At 33.1% G+C, this 18622-nt stretch carries 25 protein-coding genes; 24 read left to right on the forward strand and 1 reads right to left on the reverse strand.

The features are described from left to right. The first annotated feature begins 3 nt into the window (after window positions 1–3). From rpsE to cwlD, 20 genes are all read left to right on the forward strand, one after another. Window positions 4–510 carry a 30S ribosomal protein S5 gene (gene rpsE / locus KQI38_RS07165; RefSeq protein ID WP_216557422.1) on the forward strand — a complete coding sequence of 169 codons (507 nt, stop codon included), beginning with the start codon at window positions 4–6 and terminating at the stop codon, window positions 508–510. 13 nt (window positions 511–523) lie between these two features. Further along, on the forward strand, window positions 524–700 hold the full coding sequence (rpmD, locus tag KQI38_RS07170; protein ID WP_094901945.1) for a 50S ribosomal protein L30: 177 nt from the start codon (window positions 524–526) through the stop codon (window positions 698–700). Between the two features lie 18 nt (window positions 701–718). After that, window positions 719–1168 carry a 50S ribosomal protein L15 gene (gene rplO / locus KQI38_RS07175; protein WP_094901947.1) on the forward strand — a complete coding sequence of 150 codons (450 nt, stop codon included), beginning with the start codon at window positions 719–721 and terminating at the stop codon, window positions 1166–1168. Next, the gene (gene secY, locus KQI38_RS07180; protein WP_216557425.1) at window positions 1169–2443 is read left to right on the forward strand and encodes a preprotein translocase subunit SecY; all 1275 of its coding nucleotides are present in this window, start codon (window positions 1169–1171) and stop codon (window positions 2441–2443) included. Between the two features lie 19 nt (window positions 2444–2462). Further along, window positions 2463–3110 (forward strand): adenylate kinase, encoded by a 648-nt coding sequence (locus KQI38_RS07185; protein WP_216557428.1) that lies wholly within the window; start codon window positions 2463–2465, stop codon window positions 3108–3110. Window positions 3111–3180: 70 nt separating this feature from the next. Continuing rightward, window positions 3181–3462: a KOW domain-containing RNA-binding protein gene (locus KQI38_RS07190; protein WP_216557431.1), complete on the forward strand. Its 282-nt coding sequence runs from the start codon at window positions 3181–3183 to the stop codon at window positions 3460–3462. Between the two features lie 30 nt (window positions 3463–3492). After that, window positions 3493–3711, forward strand: coding sequence for a translation initiation factor IF-1 (infA, locus tag KQI38_RS07195; RefSeq protein WP_094901953.1), 219 nt, complete (start codon window positions 3493–3495; stop codon window positions 3709–3711). Window positions 3712–3727: 16 nt separating this feature from the next. Beyond that, on the forward strand, window positions 3728–3841 hold the full coding sequence (rpmJ, locus tag KQI38_RS07200; protein WP_072976919.1) for a 50S ribosomal protein L36: 114 nt from the start codon (window positions 3728–3730) through the stop codon (window positions 3839–3841). Window positions 3842–3896: 55 nt separating this feature from the next. Further along, entirely contained in the window at window positions 3897–4259 is a 363-nt protein-coding gene (gene rpsM, locus KQI38_RS07205; protein WP_094901955.1) for a 30S ribosomal protein S13, read from the forward strand. Between the two features lie 18 nt (window positions 4260–4277). Continuing rightward, entirely contained in the window at window positions 4278–4676 is a 399-nt protein-coding gene (rpsK, locus tag KQI38_RS07210) for a 30S ribosomal protein S11 (RefSeq protein ID WP_094901957.1), read from the forward strand. Between the two features lie 15 nt (window positions 4677–4691). After that, window positions 4692–5315, forward strand: coding sequence for a 30S ribosomal protein S4 (rpsD, locus tag KQI38_RS07215; protein ID WP_216557435.1), 624 nt, complete (start codon window positions 4692–4694; stop codon window positions 5313–5315). Window positions 5316–5383: 68 nt separating this feature from the next. Continuing rightward, window positions 5384–6331, forward strand: a complete 948-nt coding sequence (locus KQI38_RS07220) for a DNA-directed RNA polymerase subunit alpha (protein WP_216557438.1) — start codon at window positions 5384–5386, stop codon at window positions 6329–6331. A 23-nt stretch (window positions 6332–6354) separates the two neighbouring features. Further along, a complete protein-coding gene (gene rplQ, locus KQI38_RS07225) occupies window positions 6355–6696 on the forward strand; it encodes a 50S ribosomal protein L17 (protein ID WP_216557440.1) in 342 nt (113 codons plus the stop codon). A gap of 226 nt (window positions 6697–6922) precedes the next feature. Beyond that, window positions 6923–7756, forward strand: coding sequence for an energy-coupling factor transporter ATPase (locus KQI38_RS07230; protein ID WP_276515556.1), 834 nt, complete (start codon window positions 6923–6925; stop codon window positions 7754–7756). Next, complete coding sequence (locus tag KQI38_RS07235; protein WP_216557443.1) at window positions 7753–8616, forward strand: energy-coupling factor transporter ATPase; 864 nt, start codon at window positions 7753–7755, stop codon at window positions 8614–8616. The genes KQI38_RS07230 and KQI38_RS07235 overlap by 4 nt, the downstream gene beginning before the upstream one ends. Continuing rightward, window positions 8609–9406, forward strand: coding sequence for an energy-coupling factor transporter transmembrane component T family protein (locus tag KQI38_RS07240; RefSeq protein WP_216557446.1), 798 nt, complete (start codon window positions 8609–8611; stop codon window positions 9404–9406). The genes KQI38_RS07235 and KQI38_RS07240 overlap by 8 nt, the downstream gene beginning before the upstream one ends. A gap of 8 nt (window positions 9407–9414) precedes the next feature. Next, window positions 9415–10155, forward strand: a complete 741-nt coding sequence (gene truA, locus KQI38_RS07245) for a tRNA pseudouridine(38-40) synthase TruA (protein ID WP_216557449.1) — start codon at window positions 9415–9417, stop codon at window positions 10153–10155. Between the two features lie 316 nt (window positions 10156–10471). After that, window positions 10472–10900: a 50S ribosomal protein L13 gene (rplM, locus tag KQI38_RS07250; protein ID WP_216557452.1), complete on the forward strand. Its 429-nt coding sequence runs from the start codon at window positions 10472–10474 to the stop codon at window positions 10898–10900. A gap of 25 nt (window positions 10901–10925) precedes the next feature. Continuing rightward, window positions 10926–11318 (forward strand): 30S ribosomal protein S9, encoded by a 393-nt coding sequence (gene rpsI / locus KQI38_RS07255; protein WP_094901971.1) that lies wholly within the window; start codon window positions 10926–10928, stop codon window positions 11316–11318. Window positions 11319–12116: 798 nt separating this feature from the next. Continuing rightward, window positions 12117–12851: an N-acetylmuramoyl-L-alanine amidase CwlD gene (gene cwlD, locus KQI38_RS07260; RefSeq protein WP_216557455.1), complete on the forward strand. Its 735-nt coding sequence runs from the start codon at window positions 12117–12119 to the stop codon at window positions 12849–12851. A gap of 197 nt (window positions 12852–13048) precedes the next feature. Here the strand turns inward: cwlD and KQI38_RS07265 are convergent, their stop codons facing one another. Further along, window positions 13049–14179 (reverse strand): aldo/keto reductase, encoded by a 1131-nt coding sequence (locus KQI38_RS07265; protein ID WP_216557459.1) that lies wholly within the window; start codon window positions 14177–14179, stop codon window positions 13049–13051. Window positions 14180–14318: 139 nt separating this feature from the next. Between KQI38_RS07265 and gcvT the strand changes: the two genes are divergently transcribed. From gcvT to gcvPB, 4 genes are read left to right on the forward strand one after another with little or no spacing between them, the layout of a single operon-like run. Continuing rightward, a complete protein-coding gene (gene gcvT / locus KQI38_RS07270; RefSeq protein ID WP_216557462.1) occupies window positions 14319–15413 on the forward strand; it encodes a glycine cleavage system aminomethyltransferase GcvT in 1095 nt (364 codons plus the stop codon). 19 nt (window positions 15414–15432) lie between these two features. Further along, window positions 15433–15816 carry a glycine cleavage system protein GcvH gene (gcvH, locus tag KQI38_RS07275; protein ID WP_216557464.1) on the forward strand — a complete coding sequence of 128 codons (384 nt, stop codon included), beginning with the start codon at window positions 15433–15435 and terminating at the stop codon, window positions 15814–15816. A gap of 3 nt (window positions 15817–15819) precedes the next feature. Beyond that, window positions 15820–17166, forward strand: coding sequence for an aminomethyl-transferring glycine dehydrogenase subunit GcvPA (gene gcvPA / locus KQI38_RS07280; RefSeq protein WP_216557468.1), 1347 nt, complete (start codon window positions 15820–15822; stop codon window positions 17164–17166). Then, complete coding sequence (gene gcvPB, locus KQI38_RS07285; RefSeq protein WP_216557472.1) at window positions 17163–18617, forward strand: aminomethyl-transferring glycine dehydrogenase subunit GcvPB; 1455 nt, start codon at window positions 17163–17165, stop codon at window positions 18615–18617. Before gcvPA ends, gcvPB begins: the two co-directional genes overlap by 4 nt. Window positions 18618–18622 lie beyond the last annotated feature (5 nt).

An 18622-nucleotide genomic window follows, 5' to 3' on the forward strand; every position in this document is an offset into this window, starting at 1 on the left:
TTAATGGAACGCTCATATAAAGATGGAAGTGAATTAGAATTAAAAGAAAGAGTTGTTAGCATCAACCGTGTTACTAAAGTTGTAAAAGGTGGTAGAAACTTTAGATTCAGTGCTTTAGTTGTAGTAGGTGATGAGAACGGTAATGTTGGAGTGGGAATGGCTAAGGCATTAGAAGTACCAGAGGCTATTAGAAAAGCTATCCAAGATGCTAAAAAACATATAGTATCAGTTCCTCTTGTTGGAACTACAATACCACATGAAATTATTGGAGAATTTGGTGCAGGAAGAGTATTATTAAAGCCATCTAAAGAAGGTACAGGAGTTATTGCTGGTGGAGCAGTTCGTGCTGTATGTGAATTAGCTGGTATAAGAGATATAAGAACAAAATGTTTAGGAACAAACAATCCGAGAAATGTTGTTAATGCTACAATAGAAGCTCTAAGAGGACTTAAGAGAGCAGAGGATGTTGCAAAATTAAGAGGAAAAACTGTAGAAGAAATATTAGGCTAGGGGGGATTTTAGAATGGCTATGATCAAAATTAAGTTAGTTAAAAGCCCTATTGGCAAACCAGAGACTCATAAGAAAACAATAGAGGCTCTTGGATTTAAAAAGATTGGTCAAGTAGTGGAAAAGAATGATACCCCTCAAATTAGAGGTATGATACATCAAGTAAACTACATGGTTGAAGTACTAGATTAGATTTAAGGAGGTGTAACTATGAAACTAAATGATTTAAGACCAAATGCTGGCGGAGGAAGCAAACCTAAGAAGAGACTAGGTAGAGGTATCGGTTCTGGTCTTGGTAAAACATCTGGTAAGGGCCATAAAGGTCAAAATGCAAGATCAGGTGGTGGAGTTAGACCAGGGTTTGAAGGTGGCCAAATGCCATTGTTTAGAAGAATTCCAAAGCGTGGCTTTACTAATATATTTGCTAAAGAATATGCCACAGTAAATATTGAAGAACTAAATAGATTTCCAGAAAACACAGTTGTTACCCCAGAGCTTTTATTTAACGAAGGAATAGTTAAAAGAGGAAAAGCTAAGGATGGAGTTAAGATACTTGGAGACGGAGAGATTAGCATCAAGCTTACTGTTCAGGCACAAAAATTTAGTAAAACTGCCGCTGAGAAGATTGAGGCTGCAGGAGGAAAGGTAGAGGTGATATAAATGCTTTCAACCTTAAGGAATGCCTGGAGAATACCTGAGATTAGAAAGAAAATTATATTCACATTATTAATGCTATTAGTTTTTAGATTAGGTTCTAGTATACCAGTGCCATATATGAATAAGGACATAATCGGAAGTATATTCCAACAATCTCAAGGTGGAATATTACAATTTCTTGATTTAATGGGTGGTGGAACCTTAAGTAATTTTAGCATATTTGCTACGAATATTTATCCATATATTACAGCGTCAATTGTAATTCAACTTCTTACTATAGCAATCCCTAGGCTAGAGGAATTAGCTAAAGAAGGAGAAGAAGGTAAAAAGAAAATAACAAAGTATACTAGATATACAGCTATAGGATTAGCATTAATTCAAGCAATAGGATATACTTTCGGATTATTTAGCACGGCATTACAAACTACTAATTCTTTACAAAATATAATAGTTATAATTACTATGGTAGCCGGTACTGCATTTTTAATGTGGATAGGAGATATGATAACTGAAAAGGGTATTGGAAATGGAATATCCCTTATAATATTTATAGGTATTATATCTAGATTACCTAAAGATTTAATAAATACATTTAACCTAGTAAGAATAGGTGAATTAAGTATAATTAAAACACTTATTTTTGGTGTAGTATTTTTAGTTATCATTGCTTTTGTAGTTGCATTGCAAGAAGGAGAAAGAAGAATTCCAGTTCAATATGCTAAGAGAGTAGTTGGAAGAAAGATGTATGGCGGTCAATCTACGCATATACCTGTAAAGGTGTCAATGGCTGGAGTAATGCCAGTAATATTTGCATCATCTTTACTTGCGTTTCCACAAACCATAGCATTATTTACTAAGGGTGCTCCTTCAACATGGATAACTAAATGGTTAACACCACAAGGAAATATTGGTATTTGGATATATTCAATATTAAATATTGCGTTGATTATGTTCTTTACGTATTTTTATACAGCTATTCAATTTAATACTGTAGAATATGCAAAGAATTTACAGCAAAACGGAGGTTTTATTCCAGGAATAAGACCAGGAAGACCAACATCAGAGCATTTAAATAAAGTTGTAACTAGAATTACTTTTGTTGGCGGATTAGCTTTAGCAGTTTTAGCATCTTTACCAATTATTTTATCTAAGATATTTGGTATGAATGTTAATTTTGGTGGAACGAGTATAATAATAGTAGTAGGTGTTGCATTAGAGACTGTTAAACAAATAGAAGCACAAATGCTAATGAGACACTATAAAGGATTTTTAAACTAAACTATAGGAGATGATTATTGTGAGACTAATCTTATTAGGACCACCTGGTGTAGGTAAAGGTACTCAAGCATCAGCTATAGTTAAAAAATATAATATACCACATATTTCAACAGGAGATATATTCAGGTCAAACATTAAAGAAGGAACTGAATTAGGTAAAAAGGCCAAAGAATATATGGATAAAGGCCTTTTAGTACCGGATGAACTTGTGGTTTCAATTGTACAAGATAGATTGACTAAAGAAGATTGCGTCCAAGGCTTTCTTTTAGATGGATTTCCAAGAACTATAAATCAAGCTGAAGCTTTAGACAAGGAACTTACAAAAATGGGTATAAAACTTGATAAAGTTGTTAATATTGATGCAGACAAGGAAATTTTAATTGAAAGAGCTATTGGTAGAAGAATTTGTAAAACATGCGGTTCCTCTTATCATATAAAATTTAACCCGCCTAAGGTTGAAAATCTATGTGATATAGATAACGGAGAATTATTTCAAAGAGATGATGATATTGAGGAAACAGTAGCTACTAGAATAGAAGTGTATCTTAATCAAACACAACCATTAATTGATTATTATAAAGAAAAAGGGATAATACTCAATGTAGATGGAACTAGACCAATAGACGAAGTCTTTGAAACTATAGTAAAAGCTTTAGGAGACAAATAATGAGAAAGGCATTGCCTTTCTCCAAAGGAACCAGCGGTTTAATAAGCTATTATAAAGAGGTGAATTTATAATGGATTTAAGTGACGACATAGCCGTCGGTCAGGTGGTTAAGTCGAGAGCTGGAAGGGATAAAGGAAAAGTTTTTTTAGTATTAGATATCATAGATGATCAGAGTGTACTGATTGTAGATGGATCTTTAAGAAAACTTGATAATCCAAAACAGAAAAAATTGAAACATTTGATTGTTTATAATACAGTTTTACCTGAACTAAGGTATAAGCTGGATAATAAGATTAAAATAAACAATGCGTATATTAGAAAATTATTAGAACCTTTCAATAAGAGTTTCTAAATTTGTTTGAACAGGAGGTTCGAAAACCTAATGTCTAAATCTGATGTTATTGAAGTTGAAGGTATGGTAGTAGATGCTTTACCTAATGCTATTTTTAAAGTAAAGCTAGAAAATGGTCATGAAATATTAGCCCATATTTCTGGAAAATTGAGAATGAATTATATAAGGATACTTCCTGGAGATAAGGTAACAGTTGAACTGTCACCCTATGATTTGACTAGAGGCAGAATAACCTGGCGAAACAAGTAGCATAGGAGGGATTTAAATGAAAGTAAGACCATCAGTTAAGAAGATATGTGAAAAATGCAAAATAATCAAAAGACACGGCAAAGTCATGGTTATTTGTGAAAATCCAAGACATAAACAAAAACAAGGTTAATTATATAACGCGGCTGCTTTTGTGAATGTATTTATTTTAGGAGGTGTAAACATTAATGGCAAGAATAGCAGGTGTTGACTTACCAAGAGATAAGAGAGTTGAAGTTGGTTTAACATATATATTTGGTATTGGTAGACCAAGAGCAAATGAAATATTAACAAAAGCTGGTGTTAATCCAAACACTAGAGTAAAGGACCTAACAGAATCTGAAGTAGCAAGCCTTAGAGCTGTTATAGATGGTTATCATGTAGAAGGTGATCTTCGAAGAGAGATAGCTTTAAACATAAAGAGACTTAGAGAAATCAACTGTTATAGAGGAATTAGACATAGAAGAGGTCTTCCAGTAAGAGGTCAAAGAACTAAGACTAATGCTAGAACAAGAAAAGGTCCAAAGAGATTGGTATCTAAGAAGAAGTAGGTAAAGGAGGGAAATTAAGTGGCAGCTAAAAAAGGCAAAGTAACTCGTGTTAGAAGAAGAGAACGTAAGAATATAGAGAGAGGTCAAGCACATATCTCATCAACATTCAACAATACTATGGTTACCCTAACAGACTTACAAGGTAATGTATTGTCATGGGCTAGTGCAGGACAATTAGGTTTTAGAGGTTCAAGAAAATCTACTCCTTTCGCAGCACAACAAGCAGCTGAAGAAGCAGCTAAAAAAGCTATGGAACATGGATTAAAAAGTGTAGAAGTATACGTTAAGGGACCTGGTTCAGGAAGAGAAGCTGCAATTAGGTCATTACAAGCAACAGGATTAGAAGTAAATATGATTAAGGATGTTACTCCTATTCCTCATAATGGATGTAGACCACCAAAACGTAGAAGAGTTTAATAGGAGGTGTAATAGATGGCAAGATATACAGGTCCAGTTTGCAGACTATGTCGTAGAGAAGGTATGAAACTATTTCTTAAGGGAGATAGATGCTATACAGATCAATGCGCGATAGTTAAAAGAAATTATGCACCAGGACAACACGGACAATCAAGAAAAAAGGTAACAGAGTATGGAATGCAGCTTAGAGAGAAACAGAAAGTTCGTAGATTCTATGGAATTTCTGAATCTCAAATGGTTAAATATTTCATTATGGCAGATAAAATGAGAGGAATAACAGGTGAAAACCTACTTAAAATACTTGAATTAAGATTAGACAATGTAGTATACAGAATGGGTTTTGCATCATCAAGGGCAGAAGCTAGACAATTAGTTACACATGGTCATTTCTTAGTTAATGGTTCAAAAGTAGATATACCATCTGTGATTCTTTCTGTTGGAGATATTGTTGAAATCAAAGAAAGAACTAGAGGTAGTGAAAAGATTAAAGATTTAGCAGCAAATCATAATGGCAACACTGTTAAATGGATAAGTGTGGATATTGATCAATTAAAGGGTAGCATAGTAGCTGAGCCAACTAGAGAAGATATAGATATACCAGTAGAAGAACACTTAATCGTTGAGTTATATTCTAAATAATAGCATTCATAACAAAATCAGTTGCCCTCGTACTTTAACAAACCAAATTTTAAGGAGGGTTAATGTTAATGATAGAAATTGAAAAGCCAAGAATTGAAATTCTAGAGTTGAGCGATGATGAGAGTTATGGAAAATTTATGGTAGAACCTCTTGAGAGGGGATACGGTACGACCTTGGGGAATTCATTAAGAAGAGTACTATTATCTTCATTACCAGGTGCAGCAGTCTCTTCAATAAAAATTCAGGGAGTGTTACATGAATTTTCAACTATACCAGGTGTACTAGAAGATGTACCAGAAATAATATTAAATATAAAAGGTCTTGCTGCAAGGATATATACTGATGAACCTGTGACCTTAAGAATTGAGGCACAAGGTTCTCAGATTGTAACAGCAGGAGATATTATTACAGGTCCAGATGTGGAAATTATTAATAGGGATCATCACATTGCTACCGTAAATGAAGATGGTAATCTATACATGGAACTTGAACTAGTAAAGGGTAGAGGTTATGTAGTAGCCGAGAGAAATAAGAAGGAAGGTCAGCCAGTGGGTGTTATACCTGTTGATTCAGCATTTACTCCGGTGAAAAAGGTCAACTTTGCAGTAGAGAATACAAGAGTAGGTCAGATTACTGACTATGATAGATTGATTCTAGAAGTATGGACAAATGGAACAATGAATCCTGATGAGGCTACCTCATTAGGAGCAAAAATACTTACAGAACACTTAAATCTTTTTATCGGGCTAACTGAACATGTTAGTGAAGTAGAAATAATGGTAGAAAAAGAAGAGGACAAGAAAGAGAAAGTCCTTGAGATGACTGTTGAAGAGTTGGATCTTTCAGTACGTAGCTATAACTGCTTGAAGAGAGCAGCTATCAATACCGTAGAAGAATTAACACAAAAGACTGAAGAAGATATGATGAAAGTAAGAAATCTTGGTAAGAAATCCCTTGAGGAAGTACAAAGAAAGCTTGCTGAATTAGGATTAGGTCTAAAGAAGTCTGATGAGTAACAAGGCATGAAGGAGGGATAAATGTGACAACGTTAAGAAAACTTGGTCGCCCTACAGATCAAAGAAAAGCAATGCTTAGAAACCTAGTAACATCCTTGTTGAGAACCGGAAAAATAGAAACAACAGTTACTAGAGCTAAGGAAACAAAAAGAATGGCAGATAAGATGATAACCTTAGCAAAAAGAGGAGATTTACATGCTAGACGTCAAGTTTTAGCTTATGTATACGACGAAGATGTAGTAAAAAAACTATTTGATGAAATAGGACCAAAGTATCAAGAGAGAAACGGTGGCTACACAAGAGTATTAAAAGTTGGACCTCGTCGTGGAGATGGGGCAGAAATGGCTATATTAGAATTAGTATAAAGGGTAGGGGATTAAGTTTAAGCTTAGTCCCTTTATTTATAGTTAATAGTGAATAACTAATAGTTAATAGTTAGAATACATTAAATGCTAACTAAAACTTTTTGTTGTTTACTATTTATTATAAATCATTTATTGTTTTTTAAAACTATTCATTATTCTCTCTTCACTATTCACTTTACTTATGTTATATTATAGTATGGAAATAATAAAAAATAGAGGTATAACAATGAATGATACGATGATAAAGATAGAAGATGTTACCTATGAATATAAATCATTAATAGACGATAGTATTCAACAGGCTGTAAAAAACTTGAGCATAGAAGTCAAAAAGGGAGAATTTTTAGTAATTCTAGGTCACAATGGCTCTGGTAAATCTACTTTAGCTAAACTCATGAATGGGCTTATAATGCCTACACGAGGAGATATTTTTGTGATGGATATGAATACCAAGGATGCAGAAAAGATATGGGATATAAGAGCAAAAGCGGGTATGGTATTTCAAAATCCAGATAATCAAATAGTAGCTACAATAGTAGAAGAAGATGTTGCTTTTGGACCAGAGAATTTAGGAATACCTCCATTAGAAATAAGAGCTAGGGTAGATGAAGCTTTAGAAGTAGTAGAAATGACAGAATATAAAAAACATGCCCCACATCTTTTATCAGGAGGACAAAAACAAAGAGTAGCCATTGCAGGAATATTAGCTATGAAACCAGACTGCATTATATTAGATGAACCAACTGCAATGTTAGATCCCATAGGCAGAATAGAAGTAATGAATACAATAAAGAAATTAAATAAGGTTGAGAATAAAACAATAATATTAATTACTCACTACATGGATGAGGCTGTAGAAGCTGATAGGATACTTGTAATGGAACAAGGTAAAATCGTTATGGAAGGGACACCTAAGGAGATATTTAAGCAAGTAGACAAGGTTAAAGAGCTAGGATTAGATGTGCCACAAGTAACTGAATTGGTATATGAATTAAGAAAAGAAGGATTAGATTTAAAAGAAGATATACTATCTATAGAAGAATTGGTGGAATTGCTATGATAATGAAAATAAATAATTTAAATTATATATATAATGCCAATACTCCCTTTGAAAAAAAAGCCCTTGATAACATAAATTTAGAGATAAATGAAGGAGAATTTATAGGACTAATAGGTCATACAGGTTCTGGAAAATCTACATTAGTGCAACACCTAAATGGATTAATGAAGCCAACTTCAGGAGATATAATAATAGATGGAGTAAATATAACAACAAAAGACGCAAATTTAAAAGAAATTAGACAAAAAGTAGGTCTTGTATTTCAATATCCAGAACATCAGTTATTCGAAGAAACTATCTATAAAGATATTGCCTTTGGTCCTAGAAATTTAGGACTTAATGAAGAAGAAATTCATAATAGGGTAAAAGAATCCATGGAATTAGTAGGACTAGACTTTGATGAATTAAAAGACAGATCTCCATTTGAATTAAGCGGTGGACAAAAGAGAAGAGTAGCCATAGCCGGAGTAATAGCTATGAAGCCTAAGATACTAGTTTTAGACGAACCAACAGCAGGACTTGACCCAAGTGGTAGAGATGAAATATTGGGGGAAATCCAAAAACTTTATGAGCAAGAGGGCATTACTATAATACTGGTATCCCATAGTATGGAAGATGTAGCAAAGTTGGTGGATAGAATTCTTGTAATGCATAGAGGTAAATTAGAAATGGATGGTAAAACTAGAGAAATTTTTAGAAGAGCTGATGAATTAGAAAGTATAGGCCTAGGAGTTCCACAAATAACAAAGTTTATGAAAGTATTCAGAGAAAAGGGAAATGATGTTAAAGATGATGTATTAACAGTAAATGAAGCTAAAGAAGAAATACTAAAGTTTTTAAGGAGAAAGAAAGATGCTTAAGGATATAACCATAGGTCAATATTTTCCTGGGGATACTATAATTCATAGGCTAGACCCAAGAATAAAGATAATTATAATTTCATTGTTTATAGCATCATTATTTTTCATTAATAGTTTTATTCCATATGTATTTATACTAGGTTTTATCCTTATGATAGTTAGGATATCAAAAGTACCTCTAAAATTTATTTTAAAAGGGATTAAACCACTTTTATTCATTATACTAATAACTTTTACAATAAATATTTTTATGACTAAAGGAGAAGTATTATTTGAAATAGGGCCTTTGGCTGTAACTAAAGAAGGATTATATTTAGCTGTTTTTATGGCACTAAGACTAATCTTCTTAATTACAGGAACTTCACTTCTTACACTTACTACATCGCCTATAGCTCTGACCGATGGGATAGAAAAATTACTATCTCCATTCAAAAAAATTGGACTACCAGCCCATGAATTAGCTATGATGATGACTATAGCTCTTAGGTTTATTCCTACGCTGTTAGAAGAAACAGATAAGATAATGAAGGCTCAGATGGCTAGGGGAGCTGATTTTGAATCAGGAAATATACTAAGCAGAGCCAAAAACCTAGTACCTTTATTAGTACCATTGTTTATAAATGCATTTAGAAGGGCTGATGAATTGGCTACTGCAATGGAAGCGAGATGTTATAGAGGTGGAGATAATAGAACTAGATTGAATGAATTAAAGCTAAAGAGAATAGATATACTAGCGCTAATATCTATGACTATGTTTTTTGGGTTTATTATAAGTACTAGATATATATAGAGGTAAATATGAAAAATATTAAACTTACTATTGAATATGAAGGTACAAACTATTCAGGGTGGCAGAAACAAGAAAATGCAATAACAATACAAGAGAAAATAGAGGAAGCAATAGAAAAGGCGACTAAAGAAAAAGTAAAACTTATTGGTTCTGGAAGGACAGACGGAAAGGTCCATGCATTAGGACAAGTTGCAAATTTCTTAACTAGTTCAAATATTCCAGGAGAGAAATATAAATATGCTTTAAAGTTTTTGTTACCTGAAGATATTACTATTATAGAATCAGAAGAAGTAGATTTAAAATTTCATTCAAGATTTGATGCTATAAAAAAAAGGTATAAATATATAGTCTATAATGGAGAGCTGCCAAGGGCTATATATAGAAATTTTTCTTACCATGTGCCCTACGATATTGATATAGACGAAATGTTTCATGCTTCAAAATATTTGATAGGAACCCATGATTTTGCTACATTTATGGCTGCAAATTCAGATGTAAATAGTACCATCAGAACAATCTATAATATATCAATAGAAAAAAACAAAGATTTAATAGAATTTAATATAGAGGGAAATAGTTTTTTACGAAACATGGTAAGGATAATAGTAGGTACATTGCTTTACGTTGGATATGGAAAGATAAAAAAACAGGATCTACCAAAGATAATCTTAGATAGAAGGAGAGAAGGGGCAGGACCAACAGCCCCGCCACAAGGATTATTTTTAGAAAAAGTTTTTTATAATCCATAGGAAAGTTCTCACTTGTTCTTTTTAAAAAAAGAACTTGACCTATATGGATTTTAAGAAAAGCTACCTTTTAACGCGTCGATAGACGCTTTTCTTATAACGAATGGGAAGGTTTTAATTTATTCTTATTTTCAGAAAGAACTTAGCCTATATGGATTTCAAAAAAATATCTATAATATTTTGATAAAAACTTTTTATACTATTAAAAAACGTCTTGACATAGATAATTACTTGTATTAGAATATATTAGAGTGTTTTAAAAAAGCCCCGGAACTTTTTTAACCTTGACTACTCAACGTTGGTATAAGGAGGGAAAATGATGAAAAGCTTTATGGCTAAAACAAACGAAGTTGATAGAAAATGGTATGTAATAGATGCAGAAGGCAAAGTGTTAGGAAGATTAGCTACAGAAGTAGCTACAATATTGAGCGGGAAAAACAAGCCAATATATACTCCTCATGTAGACACTGGTGATTTTGTTATTATCATAAATGCAGAGAAAATCAAATTAACTGGTAAAAAGTTAGAACAAAAAAGTCATTTCTACCACACTGGATATCCAGGAGGAGGAAGAGAAATATCATATAAGAGAATGATGGCAGAAAAACCAGAAATGGCTATCGAATTAGCAGTAAAAGGAATGCTTCCTAAAAATAGTTTAGGAAGAAAGATGATTAAGAAGTTAAAAGTTTATAGTGGAACTGAGCATAATCACGAAGCTCAACAACCTGAAATATACGAATTTTAATGCTCACGAGAAAGGAGGACTGTAAGTGGCTAATATACAATTTTTTGGAACAGGAAGAAGAAAGACTTCTGTAGCAAGAGTTAGATTAGTACCAGGGAACGGTAATATTACTATAAATAAAAGAGATATCGGAGAATATTTCGATTATGAAACTTTAAGAGTAATTGCAAGAGAACCACTTGTTATTACTGAAACTATGGATAAATATGATGTTTTAGTAAATGTTGAAGGTGGTGGATTCACAGGTCAAGCTGGTGCAATTAGACATGGTATAGCAAGAGCACTAATAGAATCAGACCAAGAGTTAAGACCTATACTTAAAAAAGCAGGACATTTAACAAGAGACTCAAGAATGAAAGAAAGAAAGAAATACGGTCTTAAGAAAGCAAGAAGATCACCACAATTTAGTAAGAGATAATTGGTGTCGACTTCCAAGAAAGTCGGTTCAAAATTACAAAGTTTGTTCACGAAAGATACAGAGCGTCAGACTGGGAAACCAGGCTGGCGCATTTTATTAGTGCAAAAGAAGATCCCCCGCCTCAAAGAATCCCCCAAATTAAGAACCCATAATCCCCCGCAGGCCAGTAAAATCAATATATATAAAACTATAAATAAATACTCCCCTATGCATATCGCACTTACGACTCATATAATTGTTCCTATTTTTCCACGAGCAAACTTTGTCATTCTTCACTGCTCACGAGCAAACTCGCTTGTCATTTTCTCATTTTTTATCTCTTTTTTTCTATTTTTTAAGTAAATGCAACCCACGAACAAACTTTGTCACTCAAAGTAACTTATGGGCGAGAAGCATTGCAACCACTCGCTTACCAGACGAGCAAACTTTGTCACTACGTGAGCAAACTCGTGTGTAACTGGACAATTGGAAGCACTGGATACCCAGTGCTTTTTTTATGACCTAACACAGCGAACGTCAGTGAGCTGATGTAGGTCAAACGCAACGAACGCCAAATTCATGTGAATGATAATGAGCAAATGAATTTGTGCAGTGAGACTGCGGAAAATGACCTAACTTAACGAACGATAGTGAGTTCTAGTAGGTCAAACGCAACGAGAACCAAATCTATACGAGCGTAGGGAGCAAATAGATTTAAGTTTCGAGACTGCGTAATAAGCCTAAATAATTAATTTAGTTTTTCCTTGGAATATACTTTGTATATCTACAATATATTTCTATAGGAGGGGAGAGGAAAAGATGAAATTGATTATTATTAGAAAAAAATATATCAGAATAGGTATCATATTCTTGGTAGCATTAATAGCTTTAGGATATGGAGTGATAAAAAAATATAAAATTATGCCAGTAACTTATCTACCAATATCAAATAAGGTTATTGCCATAGATCCTGGTCATGGAGGAGTAGATCCAGGTGCAGTAAGTAAAAATGGTATTAAAGAAGATGAAATAAATTTGGAAATAGCATTAAAACTAAAACGACTAATTGAACAAAGTGGGGGCATAGTTTTCATGACTAGGTCTACAGATCAGGGTCTATATACATCAGAATCTAAGACACTTCGTCAAATGAAAACAGAGGATTTAAAAAAAAGGAGAGAACTCATAGATAATAGTACTAGTGAAATACTTATATCAATACATTTAAATAGTTTTACTAGATCAGCCTATTATGGAGCCCAGACTTTTTATAAAAAAGGATCTGAAGAAGGAGAACAGCTGGCATTGATAGTACAAGAGGAATTAAGAAATATATTAGATAAAGAGAATAAAAGAGAACCTCAAAAAAGAGATGATGTGTATATATTAAATGAAGTTAGTATACCAGCTGTATTGGTTGAATGCGGATTCCTATCAAATAGTATGGAAGAACAATTATTGATAGATGAATCATATCAGGAGAAAATAGCTTGGGCAATATATGTAGGTATAATGAATTATTTTAATGAAATAGATTCAAAGCATGAATTTTAAGATGTTGATAAGAACTGTGGATAATATAATAAATTGTGAATAATTAACAATGTGCATTTATCAATGTTAGACAAATAAATACTTAAGAGGAAATAGTAGGTTTACATAAATTATCCACGGTCAATTGTGGATAATGTGGATAAAGTGGATTAAAAGCGAACGTAACACTCTATATCCGTTCGCTTTCTCATTATAATTTATCTTAAAACTTTGTCAGCATCTTTAAGAGATTTGATAATTTCAATATGCTGTGGGCATATTGATTCACATGCACCACATTCAATACAGTTTTGAGCAGATTTTTCTAATTCAATAAGTCTATTATAGGTATTCTTAGATTCTTGTTCGGTGTTATAAACATAGACGTTATTATATAGTTCAAAGATATCAGGGATTTCTACGCTCTGTGGGCAAGGAAGACAATATTCACATCCTGTACAACCTACCTTAACATTTTGTGAATATATTTCGGTAACTTCGTCGATTAACTCTAACTCCTCTTTGGTTAAAGAATTTGGAGATGAATTTGAGCAAGTTTTAATGTTTTCCATAACATGATCTATTGTTGACATACCAGATAATACTACTGATACCTCTTCAAAATTTAAAATCCATTTCAATGCCCATTCAGCAGGAGTTCTTTTAATTTGACTTCTATTCCAAACTTCGGATATCTCTTCTGAAGCATTCGACAATTTTCCGCCTTTTATAGGTTCCATTATTACCAGGGAAATATTTTTGTCGGCAACATATTTCATACCCTCGATTCCTGCCTGATAATGTCTATCCATGTAATTTAATTGTATCTGACAAAAATCCCAAGAATATGAGTCTACAATACTTTTAAATACATCTAAGCTATCATGGAAGGAAAATCCTGCATATTTAATTTTTCCATTTTTCTTAGCTTCATCAAGAAAATCTAGTACTTTCAAATCATAAATTTTTCCCCAAGTCTTTTCTGATAAGGCATGAAGAAGGTAAAAGTCAATATAATCAGTTTGCAATCTTTCTAGTTGCTCGTCTAAATATTTTTCAAAATCATTGTAGGATTCAACTAACCAAACAGGTAGTTTTGTTGCTAGATATACTTTTTCTCTATATCCATTTTTTAGAGCATTACCTACAAAGGCCTCACTATTGCCTTTATGATAAGGATAAGCAGTATCAATATAATTTACCCCATTATCAATAGCATAGTGTAACATACGGGTTGCTAAATTTTTATCAATCCTACCTGAATCACCCTCTAACGTTGGAAATCTCATGCATCCAAAACCTAATTGTGATACTTTTAACCTATCTTTAGTAAAATAACGGTATTGCATATTTTTACCTCCTCTTGTATAATTAAAGCGATACTACAATATTATAACATTTAATAATCTATAAATAAAATCAGTTTATTTTTTAGATAATAGGGTAACATATTCGTAGTATGAAAAAAATAAGGGAAGGAGTGGTTAAATGGAAGCAAAGAAAACCCCATTATATGATGAGCACGTAGGCCTAGGAGGAAAAGTTGTTGATTATGCAGGATGGTATCTTCCGGTGCAATACGAGGGTTTAGTTGCAGAACATGAAGCAGTCAGAAATGCTGTAGGTTTGTTTGACGTATCCCACATGGGTGAAATCACTATTAAAGGAAAGGACGCTTTGGCATTTGTAGATTATCTTATGACAAATGATATATCTAAAGTAGTAGATAACCAAATAGTCTATACCTTCATGTGTGCACCTGATGGAGGAGTAGTAGATGACTTATTAGTATACAAATTAGCTCATGATGATTTTTACTTAGTAGTAAATGCTTCAAATACTGCTAAGGATTATGAATGGATATTAGAGCAAAAAGGTAATTTTGACGTAGAAATCACTAACATTTCCGATACTGTTGGAGAAGTAGCAATACAAGGGCCTCTAGCACAAAAAGTGTTACAAAAATTAACAGAGACTGATTTAAATACAATTACTTTCTTCACATTAAATAGGAAAGTTGATATCAATGGAGTAGAATGTATGATTTCCAGAACAGGATACACTGGAGAAGATGGTTTTGAAGTTTATACCACTAATGAAGGTATAGTAAAAGTGTGGAAGGATATACTTGAGGCAGGAAAAGAAGAAGGAATTAAACCATGTGGTTTAGGATGCAGAGATACACTTAGATTTGAAGCTTCATTACCATTATATGGTCATGAAATTTCGGCAGAAATAAATCCTCTTGAGGGTGGATTTAAGTACTTTGTGAAACTTGATAAGGCATCAGATTTCATAGGAAAAGAAGCTCTTAACAAGCAATGGAAAGAAGGACTTAAGAGAAAATTAGCGGGATTTGAAATGATTGATAGAGGAATTCCAAGAGAAGGCTATGAAATCCAAAAAGATGGCAAGGTAATAGGACATGTTACTACAGGTTATATGTCACCAACTCTTAAGAAAAATATTGGTAATGCACTTATTGCACCTGAATATACAGAGCTAGGTACAGAAGTTGACATTATGATAAGAAATAAGCCAGCTAAGGCTAAAATAATTAGTAAAAAATTCTTAAACAAATAACAAATTAGGAGGGTTAATAATGAAAGTTGCAAAAGGATTATATTACACTAAGGATCATGAATGGGTTAAAGTAGAAGGAAATTTAGCATTTGTAGGTGTTGCTGACTATGCACAACATCATCTAGGAGATATCGTATATGTAGAACTTCCAGAAATTGATGATGAAATTGAAAAAGAAGAAGCTTTCTCAGCTGTAGAATCAGTTAAAGCAGCAGCAGACATTTATATGCCAGTAAGTGGTAAAATAGTAGAAGTAAATGAAGAATTAATAGATGATCCAGCTCTTTTAAATGCAGATCCATACGAGAACTGGATGATTAAAATAGAAATGACTAATAAAGATGAATTAGAAGAATTAATGACAAGTGAGGAATACGAAAAGTTTTTAGCTGAGGAGGAATAAAATATGTTTCCATATATCCCAACTACTCATCAAGATGAGCAGGAGATGCTAAAGTCTATAGGGCTTAACTCCTTAGATGATCTTTTTAATGATATTCCTAAAGATCTTCAATTAAATAGAGAACTGAACTTACCTAAAGCAAAATCTGAACTTGAAGTTCGTTCATATTTAACTGAATTAGCAAATAAAAACTGCTCTACTAGTAAGATGACTTGTTTCCTTGGCGCAGGAGCATATGATCACTATATCCCTTCAATAATAAATCATATTATTTCAAGGTCAGAATTTTATACATCATATACACCATATCAACCGGAAATAAGCCAAGGAACATTACAATATATATTTGAATTCCAGACCCTTATATGTAATTTAACTGGGATGGATGTTGCAAATGCGTCATTATATGATGTTGGTACTGCTGTTGCTGAAGCCGCTTTAATGGCTGCAGCATCTGCAAGAAAAGATGAAATTATAATTTCCAAAACAGTAAGACCAGAGTCAATTCAAGTCCTAAAGACTTATGCACATGTACAAGGCTTAAAGGTTATTGAAGTAGATATGAAGGATGGAGTTACTGATTTAGAAGAATTAGATAAGCTTGTAAATGATAATACTGCGGCAGTTATAGTTCAAAGTCCAAACTTTTTTGGTATAATTGAGGATTTAAAGGCTGCTGGAGAGATTGCTCACAAAGCTAAAAAAGCTAGTTTTATAGCATCCGTTGATCCGATATCTCTTGCTATTCTAAAGAAACCTAGTGAATTAGGTGTTGACGTAGTAGTAGGAGAAGCTCAAGGTATGGGTATACCTGTATCTTTTGGTGGACCATACTTAGGATTTATAGCTGCTAAATCAGACTATATGAGAAAATTGCCTGGTAGAATAGTAGGACAGACAGAAGATAAAAATGGTAAAAGATCTTTTGTTCTAACACTTACAGCCAGAGAACAACATATTAGAAGAGAAAAAGCTACTTCTAATATTTGCTCAAATCAAGGATTAAACGTATTAGCTGCTACTATCTACATGGTGACTCTAGGAAAAGAAGGGTTAAAAGAAGTTGCTCTTCAAAGTACAAAAAAAGCTCACTATGCTTTTGAGCAGATTACTAAATCAGGTAAATATAAACCACTTTTTGATAAACCGTTCTTTAAAGAATTTGCCGTTACATCTGATATAGATGCTGATAAGATAAATGCAGATTTAATAAAAGAAAATATAATAGGTGGCTATCACCTAGGTAAAGATTATCCCCAATTTAATAATTCTGTCCTATATGCAGTAACAGAAAAGAGGACTAAAGATGAAATAGATAAATTGAGTAGTGTATTGGAGGGGATAAAATGAGAAAATATGATAAGTTAATATTCGAATTATCTAAGTCAGGAAGAAAAGCTTATAATCTTCCTACACTAGATGTAGAAGATAAGGACATAAAGAATTTTATTCCAGAAGAATTTTTATCTGATTCAGAACTTGAATTTCCAGAACTATCTGAAGTTGATGTAGTAAGACACTATACAAATCTATCAAATAAAAATTATGGTCTAGATACTGGATTTTATCCACTTGGATCTTGTACTATGAAATACAATCCAAAAATTAATGAGGATACAACTAGATATGATGGGTTTGCAAATCTTCATCCATATCAATCAGAATGTTGTACTCAAGGTGCACTACAATTGATGTATGAGCTAGATAAATCATTAGCAGAAATAGCGGGTATGGACAAGATGAGTTTACAGCCAGCTGCTGGTGCTCATGGTGAGTTAGCTGGTATCATGGTTATAAAAGCATACCATGAAAAGAATGGAGATTTTAAGAGAAATAAAATCATAGTTCCAGACTCAGCTCATGGTACTAATCCAGCTACAGCAGCAATGGCTGGATATAAAATAGTAGAAGTTAAATCAACAAAAGATGGTTTAGTAGACTTAGAAGCACTTAAGGCAGTAGTTGGAGATGATACAGCAGGATTAATGCTTACAAATCCAAATACTCTTGGAATATTTGATAAGAATATTAAAGAAATAGCTAAGATTGTACACGATGCTGGTGGGCAATTATACTATGATGGAGCTAATGCTAACGCTATCCTTGGTCATGCAAGACCTGGAGATATGGGATTTGACGTAGTTCACTTCAATCTTCATAAGACTTTCTCAACACCTCATGGTGGTGGAGGACCAGGAGCAGGACCGATAGGAGTTAAGAAACATCTTGAAGAATTCTTACCAGTTCCAGTGGTACAAAAAGATGGAGATAGATACTATCTGGATTATAATGTACCATATACTATAGGTAAAGTTAAGGATTTCTTTGGTCATTTTGGCATATTAGTTAGAGCGTATACCTATATATTGACAATGGGTAGTGATGGATTAAAGAAAGCTAGTGAAATAGCTGTATTAAATGCTAACTATATGGCTAATAAATTAAAAGAACATTTCTATTTACCAATAGATACTTTATTTAAACATGAATTTGTATTAGGTGGGTTAAAGGATACGTTGTCTGAAGTAACTACATTGGATATAGCTAAGAGATTGCTTGACAAGGGATATCATCCACCAACAGTTTACTTCCCATTAATTATTAATCAAGCAATTATGATTGAGCCAACAGAAACTGAATCTAAAGAAACGCTTGATGAATTTATCGATGCTATGATTACAATCTCTAAAGAGGCAAGTGAAAATCCACAGTTATTAAAGGATGCTCCTTTAAACACTATTGTAAGCAGACCAGATGAAACAAAAGCAGCTAGATTCCCAGTGCTTAAATACGAAGGGTAGGTGTA

This window comes from Tissierella carlieri, assembly GCF_018917285.1.
GTDB classification, from domain to species: Bacteria; Bacillota; Clostridia; order Tissierellales; family Tissierellaceae; genus Tissierella; species Tissierella carlieri.

Excerpts from the sequence above, each read along its gene's own strand:
- rpsE (WP_216557422.1), top strand. The coding sequence starts at position 4 with ATGGAACGCTCATATAAAGATGGAAGTGAATTAGAATTAAAAGAAAGA.
- rpmD (WP_094901945.1), top strand. The coding sequence starts at position 524 with ATGGCTATGATCAAAATTAAGTTAGTTAAAAGCCCTATTGGCAAACCA.
- rplO (WP_094901947.1), top strand. The coding sequence starts at position 719 with ATGAAACTAAATGATTTAAGACCAAATGCTGGCGGAGGAAGCAAACCT.
- secY (WP_216557425.1), top strand. The coding sequence starts at position 1,169 with ATGCTTTCAACCTTAAGGAATGCCTGGAGAATACCTGAGATTAGAAAG.
- KQI38_RS07190 (WP_216557431.1), top strand. The coding sequence starts at position 3,181 with ATGGATTTAAGTGACGACATAGCCGTCGGTCAGGTGGTTAAGTCGAGA.
- infA (WP_094901953.1), top strand. The coding sequence starts at position 3,493 with ATGTCTAAATCTGATGTTATTGAAGTTGAAGGTATGGTAGTAGATGCT.
- rpmJ (WP_072976919.1), top strand. The coding sequence starts at position 3,728 with ATGAAAGTAAGACCATCAGTTAAGAAGATATGTGAAAAATGCAAAATA.
- rpsM (WP_094901955.1), top strand. The coding sequence starts at position 3,897 with ATGGCAAGAATAGCAGGTGTTGACTTACCAAGAGATAAGAGAGTTGAA.
- rpsD (WP_216557435.1), top strand. The coding sequence starts at position 4,692 with ATGGCAAGATATACAGGTCCAGTTTGCAGACTATGTCGTAGAGAAGGT.
- KQI38_RS07220 (WP_216557438.1), top strand. The coding sequence starts at position 5,384 with ATGATAGAAATTGAAAAGCCAAGAATTGAAATTCTAGAGTTGAGCGAT.
- KQI38_RS07230 (WP_276515556.1), top strand. The coding sequence starts at position 6,923 with ATGAATGATACGATGATAAAGATAGAAGATGTTACCTATGAATATAAA.
- KQI38_RS07235 (WP_216557443.1), top strand. The coding sequence starts at position 7,753 with ATGATAATGAAAATAAATAATTTAAATTATATATATAATGCCAATACT.
- KQI38_RS07240 (WP_216557446.1), top strand. The coding sequence starts at position 8,609 with ATGCTTAAGGATATAACCATAGGTCAATATTTTCCTGGGGATACTATA.
- truA (WP_216557449.1), top strand. The coding sequence starts at position 9,415 with ATGAAAAATATTAAACTTACTATTGAATATGAAGGTACAAACTATTCA.
- rplM (WP_216557452.1), top strand. The coding sequence starts at position 10,472 with ATGAAAAGCTTTATGGCTAAAACAAACGAAGTTGATAGAAAATGGTAT.
- cwlD (WP_216557455.1), top strand. The coding sequence starts at position 12,117 with ATGAAATTGATTATTATTAGAAAAAAATATATCAGAATAGGTATCATA.
- KQI38_RS07265 (WP_216557459.1), bottom strand. The coding sequence starts at position 14,179 with ATGCAATACCGTTATTTTACTAAAGATAGGTTAAAAGTATCACAATTA.
- gcvT (WP_216557462.1), top strand. The coding sequence starts at position 14,319 with ATGGAAGCAAAGAAAACCCCATTATATGATGAGCACGTAGGCCTAGGA.
- gcvH (WP_216557464.1), top strand. The coding sequence starts at position 15,433 with ATGAAAGTTGCAAAAGGATTATATTACACTAAGGATCATGAATGGGTT.
- gcvPA (WP_216557468.1), top strand. The coding sequence starts at position 15,820 with ATGTTTCCATATATCCCAACTACTCATCAAGATGAGCAGGAGATGCTA.
- gcvPB (WP_216557472.1), top strand. The coding sequence starts at position 17,163 with ATGAGAAAATATGATAAGTTAATATTCGAATTATCTAAGTCAGGAAGA.